A 17,757-nucleotide genomic window follows, 5' to 3' on the forward strand; every position below is an offset into this window, starting at 1 on the left:
CTTTTGTGCAAAGATAACCCATATAATTAAAATGAATTTTCCTAAATTTGATTCGTCTAAAAAAGATTATTTATGAAGATTATTAAAATTCTAGCAGTTTCTGCGATGGCGTTGGGGATGACATCTTGTATAAGCAAAAAGCAATACGATGCTCTAAGTTCAAACTATAAGCAATGTATTGAAAACATTGGCGAAAGACAGAGAGAGATTCAGGATCTGAAGTCTCAAAACTCTGCATTGTCTGGTGAGAATAATTTACTGAAAAGTCAGCATGATGCTTTAAAATCATCATTAGATGCTTGTTTATCTAATACAGGTAAAAGCTCTGCAAATATTGATAAATTGGTAAGTGAGATTAATTCTTCAAACTCTTACATCAAACAGTTGATTTCTAATAATGCTAAAAATGACAGTTTGAATCTAGCATTATCAAACAAACTGAAAAGATCTTTGGATAATGTAACAGACGATGATGTTCAGGTAAAAGTATTGAAAGGAGTGGTTATGATCTCGCTTTCAGACAAAATGTTATACAAAGTGGGAGACTACAATGTATTGCCTGCAGCTCAGGAAGTATTAGGAAAAGTGGCTAAAGTAATTAATGATTACGATAAATATTCAGTATTAATTGAAGGTAATACAGATAACTCTCCATTAAGTTCTCCAAACTTGCCAAGAGACAACTGGGATCTTTCTGCATTAAGAGGTACATCAATTGCTAAAGTTCTACAATCTCAATTTGGAGTTGATCCTGCAAGAATTACAGCAGGTGGACGTTCTGAATACAATCCTAAAGCGACAAACATGAGCGTTTCAGGTAGAGCAGAAAACAGAAGAACAGAGATTATCATTATGCCTAAACTTGATGAATTCATGAAGTTGATGGATATTGCTCCTAAGAAATAAGAATTTCAAATTCAACAATAAAAAAATAACTCCTGAATTTCTTCGGGAGTTATTTTTTTTAATCAAATTAATTCTTCTTTTTTCAATAAGGAAATAATTCTTTGGAAAAATGAAGAGGATATTCCTGGTTTAGTTTTTTTCACAGAAGAAGCCGCCTTGTCCGGGGACACTGCGGTCTTCTGATTCTTAGTGTTTATTTGTTTTTCCCCTATCTTCATTGTTTTTTTTTTCTTAGTGTTTCTACCCGTCTTTGCAAAGGTATTACAATGGCTCATTAAAAAACATCCGTGTTTTTACGGTAAATGATATGGGACTTTCCCCATCTTTAAGAGAATGTTTGTTTCAAAATTTATTCTTTTTCCTTATATTTAGTTAAATTTGAATCACAAAAATTTGTAAAATGAGCTTTTTTGAAGAAAAGAATCCAGAAATGGACAGGTATTTGGAAACACACGGATCTTCCGAACCTGAAATTCTGAAAAAATTAAGAAAAGAAACTTTCCAGAAAACGACGCAGCCTCATATGATTTCGGGATATCAGCAAGGGAGACTTTTAACCATAATTTCTCAGATGTTACAACCCAAAAATGTGCTGGAAATAGGAACTTTTACAGGATATGCAACTTTATGTTTGACGGCAGGTTTAGCCAAAGACGGAAAAATAACAACATTGGATGTCAATGAAGATCTTGCCTATTTACCTAAAAAATATTTTCAGGAAAGTGAATATTCTAATCAGATCAACTTTAAACTTCAGGACGCAAAAGAGTTTTTAAAGGAAACGGATGAGATTTTTGATCTTGTTTTTATTGATGCTGATAAAGAAAATTATGCGGAGTATTTTAGATTAATTAAGCCCCGAACACAATCGGGTTCAGTGGTATTGTTTGATAATGTTCTTTGGTATGGTAAAGTGCTGGAAGAAAATCCGAAGCAGAAATCTACTCAAATCATCAAGGAACTAAACGATTTGATCGCAAAAGATAATGATTTTGAAAATCTTATTTTACCTTTGCGTGACGGAGTGAATTTCCTAAGAAAGATATAAGATATTTAGTATCTAAAAAATTATGAATAAAGGAATTTGTATTGTTACAGTAGCACCGGTGCGCGCAGAAAATTCTGATAGAGCTGAAATTGTTACTGAAATATTGTTTGGAGAAAGTGCAGATATTTTGGAAGTGAATAAAAACTGGACCAAGATAAAAATGCATTATGATGGCTATGAAGGATGGATGGATACCAAACAAATAAAGCCTGTAACAGACGAAGAGCTGGCGAATAGAAAAGTAACCTTAATCACTGAAGATTTTTCTTCTGTACTGATGAATGATGGGAAGACATTACTTTCCATGGGTTCTGAGGTTGAATTTCCTGCGGTGGCTTCCAGAAGAAGTCATGATACCCGTGAAAGCATTGCTTTAACAGCAAAAGAATTTCTTAACGTTCCTTATTTATGGGGTGGGAAAAGTTTTTTCGCGGTAGATTGTTCTGGTTTTACACAATTGGTTTACAAAGTTCATCATGTGAAATTACCGAGAGATGCATCTCAGCAGGCAGAAGTCGGGGAGACGTTAAGTTTTGTAGAAGAAAGTCAGCCTGGTGATTTGGCGTTTTTTGAGAATGCTGATGGTAAAATTATTCATGTGGGAATCATGCTCGATAATCAAAGGATTATTCATGCTTCCGGAAAAGTAAGAATTGATACTTTAGATTCTACAGGAATTTTTAATAAAGAACTGAATCAGCATACTCATAAATTAAGAGTGATTAAAAGTATCATTTAAATATGAAAATCTCGAGCATATTATTAATTGTAAATACTCTTTTACTTATAGTAATTTGGGCTTTTACAGGAATGAAATATGCTGGATTACCGGATGTTATTCCTACCCATTTTAATTTTGAGGGGAATGTAGATGGTGAAGCCGAGAAGGCGGCAATTTGGGCTGTGCCATGTATTGCTACATTTATTTCGGTTCTCTTTGCAGGACTCTCCAGAAATCCTAATTCTACTTTATTAAACGTTCCAAAAAGTTTTCGAAATAAAAAGACGTTAGAACTATACTTATATTCTATCCAGTTTCCTATAATGCTTTTATTTTTGGATATTGTTATAGAAAGTATCCGTATTGCAGAAGGGAAACAGACTAAGCTAAGCGGGCTTGTTTTTTTTATTGTGGGATTATTATTTGCGGTGATTGGAGTAGGTCTTGTAAAATCAATTCAGGAAGGAATAAGAGATAAGGCTAATTATTAAAATAACCAGGTTTGAAATTTCTCTACAACATATTCATCAATCTTCTCATCTTCGGAATGAAGGTTTTCTCGTTGTTTAATGATAAAACTAAAAAAGGCGTTGAAGGAAGAAAGCAATCTATCCATGTTATTAAATCTAAATTTTCGAAATCTGATAAAGTAATCTGGATGCATGCTGCAAGCTTGGGCGAGTATGAGCAAGGTTTGCCTGTGTTAGAAAAACTGAAAAAAGAATTTCCAACGCATAAAATTTTAATTACTTTTTTCTCACCATCAGGCTATGAAAATGTTATTAAAAAGAAACATATTGCCGACTGTATCTGTTATTTGCCTTTCGATAAAAGATCAACAGTAAAAGACTTTATTTCCCAGTTTGAGACTGAACTATTTTTTACGGTGAAATATGATTACTGGTATAATCTTTTGGCTGAATTAAAAGAGCAGGGTGCAAAAACTTATGTTATTTCAGCTCTTTTTTATGAGAATCAATCTTTCTTTACCTCGTATGGAAAATGGTTTGTGAAACAGTTGAGAAATAATATTGACTGGTTTTTTCATCAAACAGAAATGTCTTTTGCTTTGGCAAAAAGTGTAGGCTTAGAGCGTTCTTCGATAGCAGGAGATACAAGATTTGATCGCGTGAAACAGCTTAGAGAAAGAGATAATCATGTGAAGTATATCAGTGAGTTTATTGATGGGGATAAGACTATCGTTTTCGGAAGTTCTTGGGGTTCGGAGGAAAAGATAGCAGACATTATTTTAAAGGCGAATCCGTATGTTAAAATTATTATTGCTCCTCACGATCTCAAAAGGGTTCAGAATTTAAGAGAAATTTTCCCTGATACTTTGTTATATAGTGAAATTACAAATCAGTCATCATTTAGCCATCATCGTTTGCTTATCATCGACAGTATTGGTTTATTGTCGAAACTCTATTCTTACGCTGATGTTGCAGTGGTTGGAGGAGGTTTCCATGATGCGGGTTTACATAATATTCTGGAGGCAGCAACTTTCGGAGCGCCAGTTATTTTCGGAGATCATTATAAGAAAAATCCCGAAGCAGATGATTTGATCTCAGCTAACGGAGGAAAATCTTTTCATGAAGAAAATGTAGCAGCCGACTTCGCGCTATTTCTCCTCAATGGTGATAATGAAGAAGTGTTAGCAGAAATGTCTGCAAATGCGAAGAAATTTGTGGATGAGAAACCTAATTCAACCGAAATTATTCTCAAGAAAATTCTATCTTAAAAAACCCTGACTTTTTATTTCTTTCATAATCTGATCTAAATTATCCGGAATGTTTTCACATTTCAGCCAATTAAAATCTAAACCGTTATTAATGCAAAGCTTTTGTAGATATGTATTGCTGTTTATTTTCTTATCGAGATCTTCTAAAAGTTCATCAATCTCCATCCAGTAATCTTCATCTAATTTTTTAGCTAAAATTAATGCTCGGAATATTTTATTGATGATATAAAGGTAAAGCTTATAAACATTGTCAAACCTTTGTCTGCCAAGTTCTTCGTTGTTTTCCAGAATTTCATTGATAAGTAATATGTGCAGAGAGATTTCTCCAAACTTATCAGTCGTTATCTTTATGTGTTCTGTTATTTCTGCACTGAGTTTTCGGATAATGGTCTGGAAATATTTTTGATTTCCAATGTATTTTGAAGCCAAAAAAACTTTCTCCTTTACATTTTCTTCCATTGCATCTCTTTTGTCATCGGTTGTTTCTGTATCAATCAATTCGAAATACAGTTTTTTAGACAAAAGTTTATCTTTTTTTAATAATCTGAAAATAAGACGGTCTTTTTCTACAGGAGAAAAATTACTTAAAGCCGCTTTAAATTCTTTTGAATACTCCATTAATTAAAAATTTTTGAATATTTAAGAAACCCATTTAATGCCCAATTGGCCGTGTAATACAACGATTTTACAGTAGAAAATTCCATGAAGTCTTTGTAAACTAAATATTGATCTTTAATGATATTTTTCTTCTTTCTCGAAACGCTGTTTTCGCGCATTCTATATTTTGCTAACGTCTTTTTTACGGGATATCCTTTGGGGATTTCTTTTAATAAATTCAGCCACATCACATGGTCTTCACGTTTGCTTTTGATGGGAAAGAAGAATTTACCTACTCTTTGGGTGTCATACATGGTGGAAACAGGTGCAAGTCTGCAAGTCTTCAATAAGTTTGAAAAAGTAACGATTTTATCAGCAAGATAATCCTTTAAAACAGGTTGCATGGTATGTTCATCACATCTTGAATAATTACAATAAACAAGTTCTACTTTATTTTCCTGCATATAATTGGTCATTGTTTCCAAATATTCAGGGTACCATAAATCGTCAGAATCCAGGAAAGCAATATATCTACCGTGTGCTCTTTCCAGGCTTTTGTTTCTTGCATTTCCTGCGCCTCCGTTTTGCTGTAAAGCTTCCAGTTTTATTCTGGGATCATTGTACTTTTTAATGATTTCTACGGTATTGTCTTTAGAAAGGTCGTCCGTAATCAGCCATTCCCAGTTTTCGTAGGTTTGGTTGAGGACAGATTGTATCGTTTCTTCTATAAATTCTGCAGAATTATAGCAGGGAGTGATGATGGAAACAAGATCTTTCATTTGTGCAAAGTAATATAAATAGATTTAAAGTTGGATGAGGGACTCTTAAAATTATAAAAATCTTTTTTCGTAAAGATGCCATGAGCATACTCCGACTCCTATAACGACGAGCATACATATAAATGCCATGAAATAAGGATTGTAATTGGAAAATAAGCCTAACGTTGCAAATACTCGGATAATCGGGAAGTGGAAGATGTAGATGCCATATGTGAAATCTCCATATTTTCCGAAATTATTTAAAAACTTAAATGAATAGGCAACGTAAAGAACGATAATGCTTATCATGATGGGTGAGAATAATTTAATTTTAAAAATCAAATCAATCCAAACTGTTAGAATAGCAATGATGAAAAGGATATTTTTATGTTTAATGAATTTATGAAAGTTAAAATACACCAACATTCCACCAATGAAATAGCATAAAGCTCCCGGAATTTGTCTTGAAATTTCAACTTTCCCTATCATTTCAAAATAATTAAGATAAATTAATGAAAGGAAATAAAATACGATTAAACTGATATTTCTATATTTATTATTCTTCCCAAAAAATAAGAAAAGAACCGGAACTAAAAAGTAAAAACACATTTCGATTTTTAAAGTCCAAAGGGCACCGTTTACCGCTCCATTCCCGAAAACACCGGGAAGGTTGGGCGCCATAAAGTTCATAAATGCGGAATTCCATAAAAAATATCTAAGCGTTTGAGGGCTGCTGAAATATTCTGAAAAGGAAACAGTGCTTACCAAGCTTAATAGTACGGTACATAAAACTACGACCAATAAATAGGCAGGAACGATTCTGTTGAGTCTTTTTTTGATGTATTTTTTTAATGTACTTGTTCTTTCGTAGCTTCGTGCAATTAAAAAACCACTGACGATGAAAAATGCGAAAACACCAACTTCTACAGGGCTGTGCTTTAGAAATTCGAGAGAGGGAGAGGTGCTTAGGTAGCCTAGGTGACCAACAAAAACGATGAAAGCGAGGAGAACACGGATGAAGTCAAAATTATTTTTCGCGATGTCTTGCATTTGTTTTTTTAGCAAAAATAACTTTTTTAGTAAATATATAACACTATAATATAGTTCAATATTTGTTAAATAGAAGTAATATTGCAGGAATAAGCCGTGACAATTTTAAAAATATTGGATTTTGAAATAATTTTTCACAAAAAACTATTAAGTAAATCAAAAAAATTATAATTTTAGCGCTTGAAAAATTTGATACATGAAGAAATTAGCTTTACTATTTGCAGGTTTATCATTATTTGTAGCTACAGGATGTACTAAGAATGACGATGAAGTAGTTCTATCTCCTATTAGAGGAGTTTGGCAGCCGCTAAAAGAAGTTGTTACTACAATACAGACAGGGCAGCAACCTATTAGTGATGTTATTACATATAGCGATTGTCAGAAAGAATCCAGATGGAGATTTAATACGGAGTCATTAGGACAAAGAATTGAATGGAATGATGTTGCTACACCTGGAGTATGTGCTATATCATCAAGTCAAAATTTCAGCTATATATATGACAGCAGTGCAAAAACAATACAGATAAAATATCAAGGTACTGTAGATCCATCTAACGGTAAGGTAGTTACTCTTAATGAAACTACGCTGAACCTCGCCATAAGAGAAGAAACTTCAGATCCTACCGTATACAAGACAAGAACCTATACTTTTAAGAGAATTCCTCAACCATAAGTAATAGCAGATATATAACAAAAGGTCTCGTCTTCGGATGAGATCTTTTTGTTTAGGGATGCATTATAATTAATCGAAAATTAAAGTTGCATTTCTTTTAAAATCATTATTTTTGTGAAAACTAGTGTTAAAATTAATCTAACATCTAGAGTCTAACATCTAATATCAATAACAACGTGTTTTACGATCATCAGCAGATAGAAAAAAAGTGGCAGAAATACTGGGAAGACAATCAAACGTACAAAACTTCCAATAACACAGATAAACCAAAATTTTATGTTCTCGATATGTTTCCGTATCCATCGGGGGCGGGGCTTCATGTAGGCCACCCGCTGGGATATATTGCATCAGATATTTATGCGAGATATAAAAGACATCAAGGTTTTAATGTTCTCCACCCGGTTGGTTACGATAGTTTCGGACTTCCTGCTGAGCAATACGCAATTCAAACAGGACAGCATCCTGCTGTTACAACAGAACAGAATATTAACAGATATGAAGAGCAATTAAGAAAAATTGGTTTTTCATTCGATTGGAGTAGAGAAGTAAGAACTTCTGATGCTTCTTATTATAAATGGACGCAATGGATCTTTATTCAATTGTTCCACTCTTGGTATAATAAAAATACCGACAAGGCAGAATCTATTGAAACATTGATCAAACATTTTGAAGAGAATGGATCATTGGATGTAAATGCCAATCAAAACGAAGAATTAAATTTCACAGCAGAAGAGTGGAAAGAAGCTTCTGAAATAGATAAAGAAGATATCTTATTAAACTACCGTTTGTCTTTCAGAGCGGAAACGACTGTAAACTGGTGTCCTGCTTTAGGAACAGTGTTGGCAAATGATGAGATAAAAGACGGAAAATCTGAAAGAGGAGGTTTCCCTGTTTTCCAGAAAAAAATGATGCAGTGGAGCATGAGAATTTCTGCATATTCTGAAAGATTGTTGCAAGGTCTTAAAACATTAGACTGGCCACAACCTTTGAAAGATGCTCAGGAATACTGGATCGGAAAATCTCAGGGTGCTCAGGTTAGATTTAATATTGATTCTCATGACGAAATCGTTGAGGTTTTCACAACAAGACCTGATACTATTTTTGGAGCAACATTTATGGTGTTGGCGCCGGAAAATCCTTTAGTTGAAACCATTACTACAGCAGAACAAAAAGCTGAGGTAGACACTTATATTGAAGAAACTTCTAAGAAGTCCGAAAGAGACAGAATGTCTGACGTGAAAAACGTTTCGGGAGCTTTCACAGGAAGTTATGCAATCAATCCTTTCAGTAATGAAAAGATGCCGATCTATATTTCAGATTATGTATTGATGGGTTACGGAACGGGAGCTGTAATGGCTGTTCCTGCACATGACGAGCGTGATCACAGATTTGCGAAGAAATTTAATTTAGAAATTAAAAAAGTGGTGGAAACTGAAGAAGACGTTCGGGAGAAATCTTTTGATTCTAAAACAAGTGTTTGTGTAAATTCAGATTTCTTGAATGGTTTAAGTTATGATGAAGCAAAAGCGTTAATGATTGATGCTATTGAGAAAAAAGGAATTGGTCACGGAACTACAAATTACAGACAGCGTGATGCCATTTTCTCAAGACAGCGTTATTGGGGAGAGCCGGTTCCAATTTATTATAAAGATGGAATGCCTTACACATTGCCAAATTCGGCATTGCCTTTAGCGCTTCCTGAAGTTGAAAAATATTTACCAACAGAAGATGGAGATCCACCATTAGGAAATTCAAAAACTTTTGCTTGGGATGAAGCCAACCAGAAAGTGGTTGCTACAGATCTTATTGATGATAAAACAGTATTTCCATTAGAATTATCTACAATGCCGGGTTGGGCAGGAAGCTCTTGGTATTTCCTTAGATATATGGATCCTAATAATGATGAGGTTTTTGCGAGAAAAGAACTAACTGATTATTGGGGACAAGTAGATTTATATATTGGAGGTAGCGAGCACGCAACCGGACATTTATTATATTCTCGTTTCTGGAATATGTTCATGAAAGATCGTGGATATGTGAATCATGATGAGCCTTTCCAAAAATTGATCAACCAAGGAATGATTTTGGGGATGAGTGCTTATGTATATAGAATTGATGGAACTAATCAATATGTTTCTAAAAATTTAGCCAATCAATATAAAACTCAGGAAATCCACGTTGATGTATCTTTATTAAAAGGAACATCTGATGAATTGGATACAGAAGCTTTCAAAGCTTGGAGACCAGATTATGCTGATGCTGAATTTATTTTAGAAGACGGAAAATACATCACAGGACGTGAAGTAGAAAAAATGTCTAAGTCTAAATATAATGTAGTAAATCCTGACGATATCTGTAATGAATATGGAGCAGATGGATTGAGATTGTATGAAATGTTCTTAGGTCCGTTAGAACAGTCTAAGCCTTGGAATACACAAGGGCTAAGTGGAGTATATGGTTTCTTGAAAAAATTCTGGAATTTATATTTCAATGGCGAAAATTTTGAAGTTTCTGATGAAGAACCTACAAAAGAAGAATATAAAGTATTACATACATTAATAAAGAAAGTAGTTTACGATATCGAAAACTTCTCTTTCAATACGTCTGTATCATCATTTATGATTGCTGTAAATGAATTACAGAAAATAAAATGCAACAAACGCAATATTCTTGAACCTTTAGCCGTTATCATCTCGCCGTATGCCCCTCACATCTGTGAAGAGCTTTGGAGCTTGCTAGGACACGATACTTCTATTGAATTTGAGAAATTTCCAGAACTGAATGAAACGTACTTAGTAGAAGACGAAATTCAGTATCCGGTAAGCGTAAATGGTAAAATGAAATTTAAATTATCCCTATCTGCGCAATTATCTGCTAAGGAAGTTGAAGATTTGGTGATTAATGATGATAAAATTCAACAAATTCTGGAAGGGAAAGCACCTAAAAAAATCATAGTAGTGCATCACAGAATTGTGAATATTGTAATTTAAAAAAAAATTAACATTGGTAATTTAAAAAAAATGAGGGGTTAAATTTTTTAATATTTTAACATAAATGTTAAAATTGAGGAAAATAATTAAAAAATTGAAAAAAAATTATAATATCGAAATCGTATTAAAATTTCTTTATCAAAAAAAACAAAAATGTTTATTTAAGACTCTTGCATTTTAATTAATTTTGCCTTTAATTTACAAACTGTAAAAATTTTAAAACAATATAATTTAGTTAAATATGGAAATGAATGTTTCAAAAAATGATGAGCAATTAGTTGCTAGAAAAGCAGGAGGTTTAAATCCGGCTATTATTATTCCTATTTTATTCGTTATAGGAGTTTGTATCTATTTATTCGTTCTTGGTAGCCCAGGGAATTTTAAAGACGCAGATAAACTAGGTGGTGGTTCTGTAGCTTTTTCAAGTGTTGAAGGAAAAGACATTCATCCAGAGTCGTTTTTAGGTATTATTTACAAAGGAGGGGTTATTGTACCAATCTTGATTACTTTCATGATTACAGTAATTGTTTTCTCTTTTGAAAGACATTTTGTACTTGGAAAAGCGGCTGGGAAAGGAAACTTAGACAACTTCGTAGTACAAGTAAGAAGCTTATTGAATCAAAACAAAGTTGATGAAGCTTTAGAAGAGTGTGACAGACAACAAGGATCTGTAGGTAATGTAGTAAAAGAAGGTCTTACTACTTACAAAGCACTTTCTCATGACACTACATTAAATAAAGAGCAAAAAATGGTAGCTCTTAACAAAGCTATCGAAGAGGCTACAACTCTTGAGATGCCAATGTTAGAAAAAAACATGATGATTCTTTCTACATTAGGAACTGTTGCAACGTTGATCGCACTTTTAGGAACTGTAATCGGGATGATCAAAGCATTCTTCGCATTAGGTTCTGGTGGTGGTACTCCAGATGCAGCTGCACTTTCTACAGGTATCTCTGAAGCATTGATCAATACAGCTTTAGGTATTGGTACTTCTGCTATCGCGATTATCCTTTATAACTACTTTACATCTAGAATTGATGGGTTGACTTACAAGATCGACGAGATCGCAATGAGCATCCAGCAGTCTTTCGCTGAATTCAACTAAGAATTTTAGCAAGGTGTTTGCATTAGCAATAAAAGAAGTTTAATTAAAAATAATTCAAAACAATGGCGAGAGTCAAACCAAAAAGACATGGAGTAGTTACGGATATGACGGCAATGTGTGACGTTGCATTCCTACTACTTACATTCTTTATATTGACCACTCAGTTTAAGAAACCTGACGTGGAGCAGATTAAACCGCCATCTTCAATATCAGAGAAGTTACTTCCTGATGCGAGTTTGATGACCATCAACGCTACTGCTGACGGGAAATTTTATTTCCAACCGGTAGAAAATGCATCAGAGAGATTACAGCTTTTAGATAAAATGGGTCAAAAGTATGGAATTACTTTTGACAACAACGAAAAAGCTGCGTTTCAAAAAGTACAAGCAATTGGGGTTCCTATGAACCAACTTAAGAGCTATCTTGATTTGTCAGATGAGGAACAAAAGAGTTTCAAGAGTCCTAAGGGGATTCCTATGGACAGTACAAATAAGCAGTTAGTAGACTGGGTACAACAGAGTTTAAGCGTAAATCCTGATTACAAATTAGCAATCAAGGGTGACGTAACTACGGAGTATCCTAAAGTTAAAAGCCTATTTGAAGGTTTAAGAGATATTGATTTTCTTAAATTCTGGTTGATTACATCACAAGAAGGTAAACCATAATATAATCATTTAGAAATGGCAGAAGTACAAGTACAGGAAAAAGGCGGCAAAGGCGGCAAGGTACGTTCCAAGAAACAGAATACCAGGGTAGATATGACTCCTATGGTGGACTTGGGTTTTCTATTGATTACCTTCTTTATGTTCACAACCACATTCTCTAAACCGAATGTAATGGATTTGGGTCTTCCGGCAAAACCGAAAGAAAATACCCCAAAACCACCTCCAACAGAGATTAAACTTTCTAACTCAATTTCTTTATTATTAGGTAAAGACAATAAGGTTTTTTGGCATCAGCAAGATAATACATCTTTAACTGATCAAAATCTTAATGAAACTACTTATGATAGAGAAGGAATTAGAAAAGTAATTGAGCAGGCAAAAGCAAATGCGGCAGATAAAACGAAATTTACTGTTATTATCAAACCGACTGACGATGCTGTATATAAAAACTTTGTAGATATTCTTGACGAAATGGCTATTACCAAAAGTGAGCAATACGGTGTTACCGATGTGAAGCCTTGGGAACAAGCTATTTATAATAAGAAGGTTGGTAATTCTGGGGCTCCAGTGGCACCAGCAACAAAGTAATTTAACCATAAAATTGTAAATCTATGGCAGATGAAAATGTATACAATCAAAATCTTACGTTAGACGAGATTGTATTTGAAAATAGAAACAAGGAATATGGTGCCTATGATCTTAGACATCAGTATCCAAGACTTCTGACAAAGTCTTTTATTCTTGGAACGGCATTATTCCTAGTTGCGGCTTTATCTCCTTTTATTTATCTTACAATTAAGAGACTTACTGAGCCACCTAAACAAGAAGTTAAGGCAGATTTAGTAGAAATTCTTCAGGAAGATAAAATTATTGAGGAGCCAAAAGAAGAATTACCACCGCCACCACCTCCACCAAAAGAAGAGGAAAAAATCGAGGTAATTCAGAACGTTGTTCCGGAACCGGTGAAAGCTCCGAAAATCGAAACTCCACCTCCACCAATTTCTAAGCAATTAGAAACAACAACAGGTCTGAATAATCAGGAGGGTGTAAAAGCTCCGGCTTATACTCCACCACCTCCACCACCATCTACAGGTACAAGAACTTCAACTGCTGAAGTGAAGCCTCAGGTGAGTGATACTCAGATTTATAGTGAGGTAGAGCAAACTGCAGAATTCCCAGGAGGGATCAACACTTTCAGAAAGAAAGTAGGAGATAGCTTCGATGGTTCTGCGATGAATGGAGATGAAGGTACAGTAAAAACTGAAATTACTTTCGTAGTAGAAAGAGATGGAAGTATTACTGACGTAAAGGCTAATGGAAAAAATGCAGACTTCAACTCTGAAGCTGTAAGAACGATTAAGTCTATTAAGAATAAATGGAGTCCGGCTAAAATTAATGGTCAATCTGTTCGTTACAGATTCAGATTACCTTTAACAATGAATTTTGAAGGATAATATTTATCTTTAAATAATAATTAAAAAAGAGAAGCAATAGCTTCTCTTTTTATTTTTTTTGGTATTTTTGTTTTATGATGTTCAATTGGTTATCCTTAATTACAGGATTGTTTTATATAGTGTTAGGAGGTGTAGTTATTTACTACAAATTCTTTTTTACCGTTCTAGAACCTACGGTTGCGTACGCAATGGGTGGGCTTCTTATGCTTTACGGGATATTCAGAATATACAGAGCTATTTCAAAAATTAAAAATACTGAAAATGAAAAATAGTGTTAAAATTGTAATACTATTTGTTCTTAGTGTTATTGTTTCGGGATGCAAAAAAGAAGATAAATCTCCATCTTATCACAAAGGAGACCTTACAATTCTTACTGATGAATCTTTTAAAAGTGTTACTAAAGCGTTGGCTGATGGGTATATGATTAATTATCCTGAAACAAAAATTAAAGTAGTCACCAGAAAAGAAGATTTAGGCTTTCTTGATCTTTTACAGGGTAAAGCAAGAATTGCCGTTATGTCTAAAGAACTTTCTCCTGAAGAAGTTAAAGCTTATGAAGAGCAGGTTGATATGAAAATTTTACCTGCAAAATTTGCTGCTGATGCAGTGGTTTTTGTGGTTCCTAAAAGTTCTCCAAAGACGAGTATTTCAATGGATGAAATTAAAAATGGACTACAGTCTGATAATAAAGCGTTTATTTTCGACGGAACCAATTCAAGTAACTTGAATTTTGTAGCTCAAAGGCTTAAAAAACAACCTAAGGATTTGAAGTTTTCAGTAATTCCGGGAAGCCAGAATATTATTGAAGAATTAAATAAATTTCCAGATAAAATAGGAGTTATTGGTCTGAATACATTTAGCAGACCTTATGATGAAACTTCTGAAAAATTAAGAGAATTGGTAAAAGTGCTTCCTGTTGAAAATGAAGGGAAACTTTATACTGCTGATTCTAGTACATTACGTGAAATGAAATATCCTTTTACAAGAGTTTTATACTTTTTAACAAATGAAGGGAATTTTAACATTGCTAATGGGTTTATAAGATATTCTTGTACTCAACTTGGCCAGATGATCGTAGAAAAAGAAGGATTACAACCATACAATATTTACAAGAGAGAGGTGCAGATGCATTAAAAATAGTAAATTAACCTTTTGTCCAGAATAATTATACTATTTTGGTCTGAAAATTGTGTAGTAAATTAACTCAATTTAGAATATATTAAAAATGAAAGATATAATGATTATGAATGTAAAGAAGATTGCTTTTGGGGCAGCCGTGGTATTTTTTGCCAACTTTGCCTCTGCGCAAACAGTACAAGATGGTATTAACAGTATTGACAGTGATAAATTTGCTCAAGCAAAAACTAATTTCACTGACATGATTGCTAAAGCGCCTACAGCTGAAAATTATTTCTATTTAGGAAATACATTTTTAAGACAAGGTGAGCCAGATTTTGCAAAAGCAACAGAAAGTTTTAACAAAGGTCTTGCAGCAGATGGTAAGAGCTACCTTAATAAACTAGGTTTGGCTACTGTAAAACTAGGAAAAGGAGATAAAGGAGCAATTGCTGAAATTCAGAAAATTGTAACTGATTCTAGAGAGAAAGATGCAGAAGTATTATTCAGAGCTGCTGAAGCTTTAACATTATTTGAAAAAAATAACTCTCCTGATCTTGCTATCCAGTTCTTGAATAAAGCTATTGAGAGAGCGTCTAAAAAAGAAGTTCCTGCACATTACTATTATACATTAGGAGATGCTTACAGATTGAAGAAAATCCCTGGTGATGCAATGAGCGCGTATGATAAAGCTTTGCCACTTGCGAAAAATAAAGCATCCGTTTATACAAGAATTGGAACTTTATGGATGGCTGCACAACAATGGAAACAAGCAAAAGAAAGTATAGATAAAGCAATTGCTACAGATGCAACGTATGCACCTGCATATAAAGCATTAGCTGCTTATGATATTAAATATCAAGAGAATGCAAAAGCAACTCAGGATTTGATTAATTATACAAAGTATGCTGATGAAGATCCATATACACAATTAGAAATTGCTAAACTTTATTTTACGAATGAAGATTATGCTAACTCTAAAATGATTTTGGATAAGATTTTTGATAAAGTTGAAGATCCAATCAAATTTAAATTAAGAGCGTATCAACTATATTCTGAGGGAAAATATGCTGATGCTAAACAAAGTATCGACAGTTTTGTTTCTCAGGCTGAAAAGTCAAGAGTACAGCCAGCTGACCAAGGATTATTAGGTCTAATTGCTGCTGGTTTAGCTAAAGATGAAAAAGATGCGGCTAAGAAATCGGCTTTAATGGCTGAGACTCAACAAAAAGTAGCAATTGCTAAAGGAGCAAAAGACGAAACATTGAAGTGGGATATGGAACTTGCTAAAATTGCTGGAGGTGGCGCTGTATCACAAGGTTCTGCTGATTCTGGAGCAACGAACCCTACTATCGAAGGATTAAAGCAAAAAGTTGCTGCTAATGCTCAGGATACAGATTCATTATTTAAGTTGGCAACAGCTTATCAGGATGCTAAAAACTGGAACGGAGCAATCCTTACATGGCAAAAAATGAGTACGCTTCTTCCTGATTGGGCTCCTGCTTACTATAGCCAAGGATATTCTTATCAGCAAGCTGGAAATAATGATGCTGCAAAGATTGCTTATGAGAAATTTATCTCTACAGTAAAACCTGCAGATAAGGAAGCGAACAAGCAAACGTTGGCTTATGCTTACTTTGCGGTAGCATACATGAGTAAAGATGCAGATCTTGCAAAAGCAAAAGATTATGTTGCAAAATCTTTACAATTAGATCCAACATACCAAGATGCTGTTAAGCTTAACGGAGAAATCAACAAGTAATTTAAATTTTAAATTATAGATATTAAAACTTCCCATTCGTAATGTTTGGGAAGTTTTTATTTTAAACCCTATATTTGAAAATAGGAAATGTTCACAGTTAAAAATTCGAAAATATGATCATAGCTGTTGGGCGTTCTGTTGTACAAATTAAAAATAATAAATGAAAATAGATATACTTGCCTTCGGGGCACACCCTGATGATGTTGAATTAGGATGTGGTGGTACCATTGCCAAATTAATTTCAGAAGGGAAAACCTGCGCTATTGTTGATTTAACAAAAGGCGAGATGGGAACCAGAGGTACAGATGAAACAAGAAGAGTAGAGGCTGGAAATTCTGCCAGGATTTTAGGCGTTTCTGCGAGAGAGAACTTGGGAATGAAAGATGGCTTTCTTGTGAATTCTGAAGAATATCAATTAATGATCGTAAAAATGGTTCGCAAATACCAGCCAGAAATCGTTTTAGCGAATGCGATTGATGATAGACATCCAGATCACGCAAAAGGAGCGAAATTAGTGTCGGATGCGTGCTTTTTAGCTGGTTTAAGAAAAATTGAAACTACAGAAGAGGGAGAAAGCCAAGAGGTGTGGAGACCGAAGCATATTTTCAATTATATTCAGTGGAAAAATATCAAGCCTGAGTTTGTTATTGATATATCTGAGCACCTTGATAAGAAGATCGAAGCATGTATGGCTTTCAAAACTCAGTTTTATGACCCGAATTCTGATGAACCCGAGACTCCAATCACATCAAAAGACTTTTATGAGAGTTTAACCTATCGTGCACAAGACTTAGGAAGGTTATCGGGAGTTGCTTATGCTGAGGGATTTACGACTGAGAAGCTAATTGCGATGAAAAATTTTGATGGAATTGTTTTGTAATTAAAAAATCTTTCCTATATTTGCAGCACCAAAAACGGTGATTGTAGCTCAGTTGGTTAGAGCGCCGGATTGTGGTTCCGGAGGTCGGGGGTTCGAGACCCCTCATTCACCCACATTTAAACACATTTTCTTTATTGAAGATGTGTTTTTTTTATGTAATAATGCCAACGAAATAACTCGTATTTATAAAAATATTGAGGGATCAGTTCCAAAACTTGGGGACTACGCAAAAAGTTTAGATAATCTAAAAAGGAAAAACGATTTATCTCGCACGCCTCTAAGTTGTAATCTGAA

The 17,757-nt window shown here is 34.1% G+C and carries 19 protein-coding genes and 1 tRNA gene; 16 read left to right on the top strand and 4 right to left on the bottom strand.

From position 1 onward, the window contains the following. Positions 1-72 precede the first annotated feature (72 nt). On the top strand, positions 73-906 hold the full coding sequence (locus BUB80_RS12985; RefSeq protein WP_072411117.1) for an OmpA family protein: 834 nt from the start codon (positions 73-75) through the stop codon (positions 904-906). Between the two features lie 62 nt (positions 907-968). Here BUB80_RS12985 and BUB80_RS23650 read toward each other — a convergent pair whose 3' ends face one another. Continuing rightward, positions 969-1,124, bottom strand: a complete 156-nt coding sequence (locus BUB80_RS23650) for a hypothetical protein (RefSeq protein ID WP_175549607.1) — start codon at positions 1,122-1,124, stop codon at positions 969-971. Positions 1,125-1,306: 182 nt separating this feature from the next. On the opposite strand from BUB80_RS23650, the gene BUB80_RS12990 reads away from it, so the two are divergent. From BUB80_RS12990 to BUB80_RS13005, 4 genes are read left to right on the top strand one after another with little or no spacing between them, the layout of a single operon-like run. Beyond that, positions 1,307-1,954: an O-methyltransferase gene (locus BUB80_RS12990; protein WP_073293489.1), complete on the top strand. Its 648-nt coding sequence runs from the start codon at positions 1,307-1,309 to the stop codon at positions 1,952-1,954. 22 nt (positions 1,955-1,976) lie between these two features. After that, positions 1,977-2,693, top strand: a complete 717-nt coding sequence (locus tag BUB80_RS12995; protein WP_073293491.1) for a C40 family peptidase — start codon at positions 1,977-1,979, stop codon at positions 2,691-2,693. Between the two features lie 2 nt (positions 2,694-2,695). After that, positions 2,696-3,166 carry a DUF1648 domain-containing protein gene (locus tag BUB80_RS13000; RefSeq protein WP_073293493.1) on the top strand — a complete coding sequence of 157 codons (471 nt, stop codon included), beginning with the start codon at positions 2,696-2,698 and terminating at the stop codon, positions 3,164-3,166. 11 nt (positions 3,167-3,177) lie between these two features. Beyond that, positions 3,178-4,413, top strand: a complete 1,236-nt coding sequence (locus BUB80_RS13005) for a 3-deoxy-D-manno-octulosonic acid transferase (RefSeq protein ID WP_073293495.1) — start codon at positions 3,178-3,180, stop codon at positions 4,411-4,413. Here BUB80_RS13005 and BUB80_RS13010 read toward each other — a convergent pair. The 3 genes from BUB80_RS13010 to BUB80_RS13020 are packed head-to-tail and all read right to left on the bottom strand — an operon-like array spanning position 4,405 to position 6,818. Then, a complete protein-coding gene (locus tag BUB80_RS13010) occupies positions 4,405-5,031 on the bottom strand; it encodes a deoxyuridine 5'-triphosphate nucleotidohydrolase (RefSeq protein WP_073293497.1) in 627 nt (208 codons plus the stop codon). The two genes, BUB80_RS13005 and BUB80_RS13010, sit on opposite strands and share 9 nt — an antisense overlap. Beyond that, complete coding sequence (locus BUB80_RS13015) at positions 5,031-5,789, bottom strand: glycosyltransferase family 2 protein (RefSeq protein ID WP_073293499.1); 759 nt, start codon at positions 5,787-5,789, stop codon at positions 5,031-5,033. Before BUB80_RS13015 ends, BUB80_RS13010 begins: the two co-directional genes overlap by 1 nt. A 51-nt stretch (positions 5,790-5,840) precedes the next feature. Continuing rightward, positions 5,841-6,818 carry an acyltransferase family protein gene (locus tag BUB80_RS13020; RefSeq protein WP_073293501.1) on the bottom strand — a complete coding sequence of 326 codons (978 nt, stop codon included), beginning with the start codon at positions 6,816-6,818 and terminating at the stop codon, positions 5,841-5,843. Between the two features lie 196 nt (positions 6,819-7,014). On the opposite strand from BUB80_RS13020, the gene BUB80_RS13025 reads away from it, so the two are divergent. The 11 genes from BUB80_RS13025 (at position 7,015) to BUB80_RS13075 (ending at position 17,575) form a co-directional block, all read left to right on the top strand. Then, positions 7,015-7,491: a lipocalin family protein gene (locus BUB80_RS13025; RefSeq protein ID WP_073293503.1), complete on the top strand. Its 477-nt coding sequence runs from the start codon at positions 7,015-7,017 to the stop codon at positions 7,489-7,491. A gap of 176 nt (positions 7,492-7,667) precedes the next feature. After that, entirely contained in the window at positions 7,668-10,481 is a 2,814-nt protein-coding gene (gene leuS, locus BUB80_RS13030; protein ID WP_073293505.1) for a leucine--tRNA ligase, read from the top strand. Positions 10,482-10,722: 241 nt separating this feature from the next. Further along, on the top strand, positions 10,723-11,586 hold the full coding sequence (locus tag BUB80_RS13035) for a MotA/TolQ/ExbB proton channel family protein (RefSeq protein ID WP_054511508.1): 864 nt from the start codon (positions 10,723-10,725) through the stop codon (positions 11,584-11,586). Between the two features lie 62 nt (positions 11,587-11,648). Next, positions 11,649-12,251: an ExbD/TolR family protein gene (locus BUB80_RS13040; RefSeq protein ID WP_073293507.1), complete on the top strand. Its 603-nt coding sequence runs from the start codon at positions 11,649-11,651 to the stop codon at positions 12,249-12,251. Positions 12,252-12,266: 15 nt separating this feature from the next. Next, entirely contained in the window at positions 12,267-12,839 is a 573-nt protein-coding gene (locus tag BUB80_RS13045) for an ExbD/TolR family protein (RefSeq protein ID WP_073293509.1), read from the top strand. A 23-nt stretch (positions 12,840-12,862) separates the two neighbouring features. Further along, entirely contained in the window at positions 12,863-13,705 is an 843-nt protein-coding gene (locus tag BUB80_RS13050; protein ID WP_073293511.1) for an energy transducer TonB, read from the top strand. A 74-nt stretch (positions 13,706-13,779) separates the two neighbouring features. Continuing rightward, on the top strand, positions 13,780-13,977 hold the full coding sequence (locus BUB80_RS13055; protein ID WP_175549608.1) for a C4-dicarboxylate ABC transporter: 198 nt from the start codon (positions 13,780-13,782) through the stop codon (positions 13,975-13,977). Further along, positions 13,967-14,839 carry a PstS family phosphate ABC transporter substrate-binding protein gene (locus tag BUB80_RS13060; RefSeq protein ID WP_073293515.1) on the top strand — a complete coding sequence of 291 codons (873 nt, stop codon included), beginning with the start codon at positions 13,967-13,969 and terminating at the stop codon, positions 14,837-14,839. The genes BUB80_RS13055 and BUB80_RS13060 overlap by 11 nt, the downstream gene beginning before the upstream one ends. A 91-nt stretch (positions 14,840-14,930) precedes the next feature. Beyond that, positions 14,931-16,583: a tetratricopeptide repeat protein gene (locus BUB80_RS13065; protein ID WP_073293517.1), complete on the top strand. Its 1,653-nt coding sequence runs from the start codon at positions 14,931-14,933 to the stop codon at positions 16,581-16,583. Positions 16,584-16,743: 160 nt separating this feature from the next. After that, positions 16,744-17,463 (top strand): bacillithiol biosynthesis deacetylase BshB1, encoded by a 720-nt coding sequence (gene bshB1, locus BUB80_RS13070; RefSeq protein ID WP_073293519.1) that lies wholly within the window; start codon positions 16,744-16,746, stop codon positions 17,461-17,463. 36 nt (positions 17,464-17,499) lie between these two features. Continuing rightward, positions 17,500-17,575, top strand: a tRNA-His gene (locus BUB80_RS13075). Positions 17,576-17,757 lie beyond the last annotated feature (182 nt).

It is taken from the genome of Chryseobacterium polytrichastri (genome assembly GCF_900142445.1).
Classification (GTDB): domain Bacteria; phylum Bacteroidota; class Bacteroidia; order Flavobacteriales; family Weeksellaceae; genus Chryseobacterium; species Chryseobacterium polytrichastri.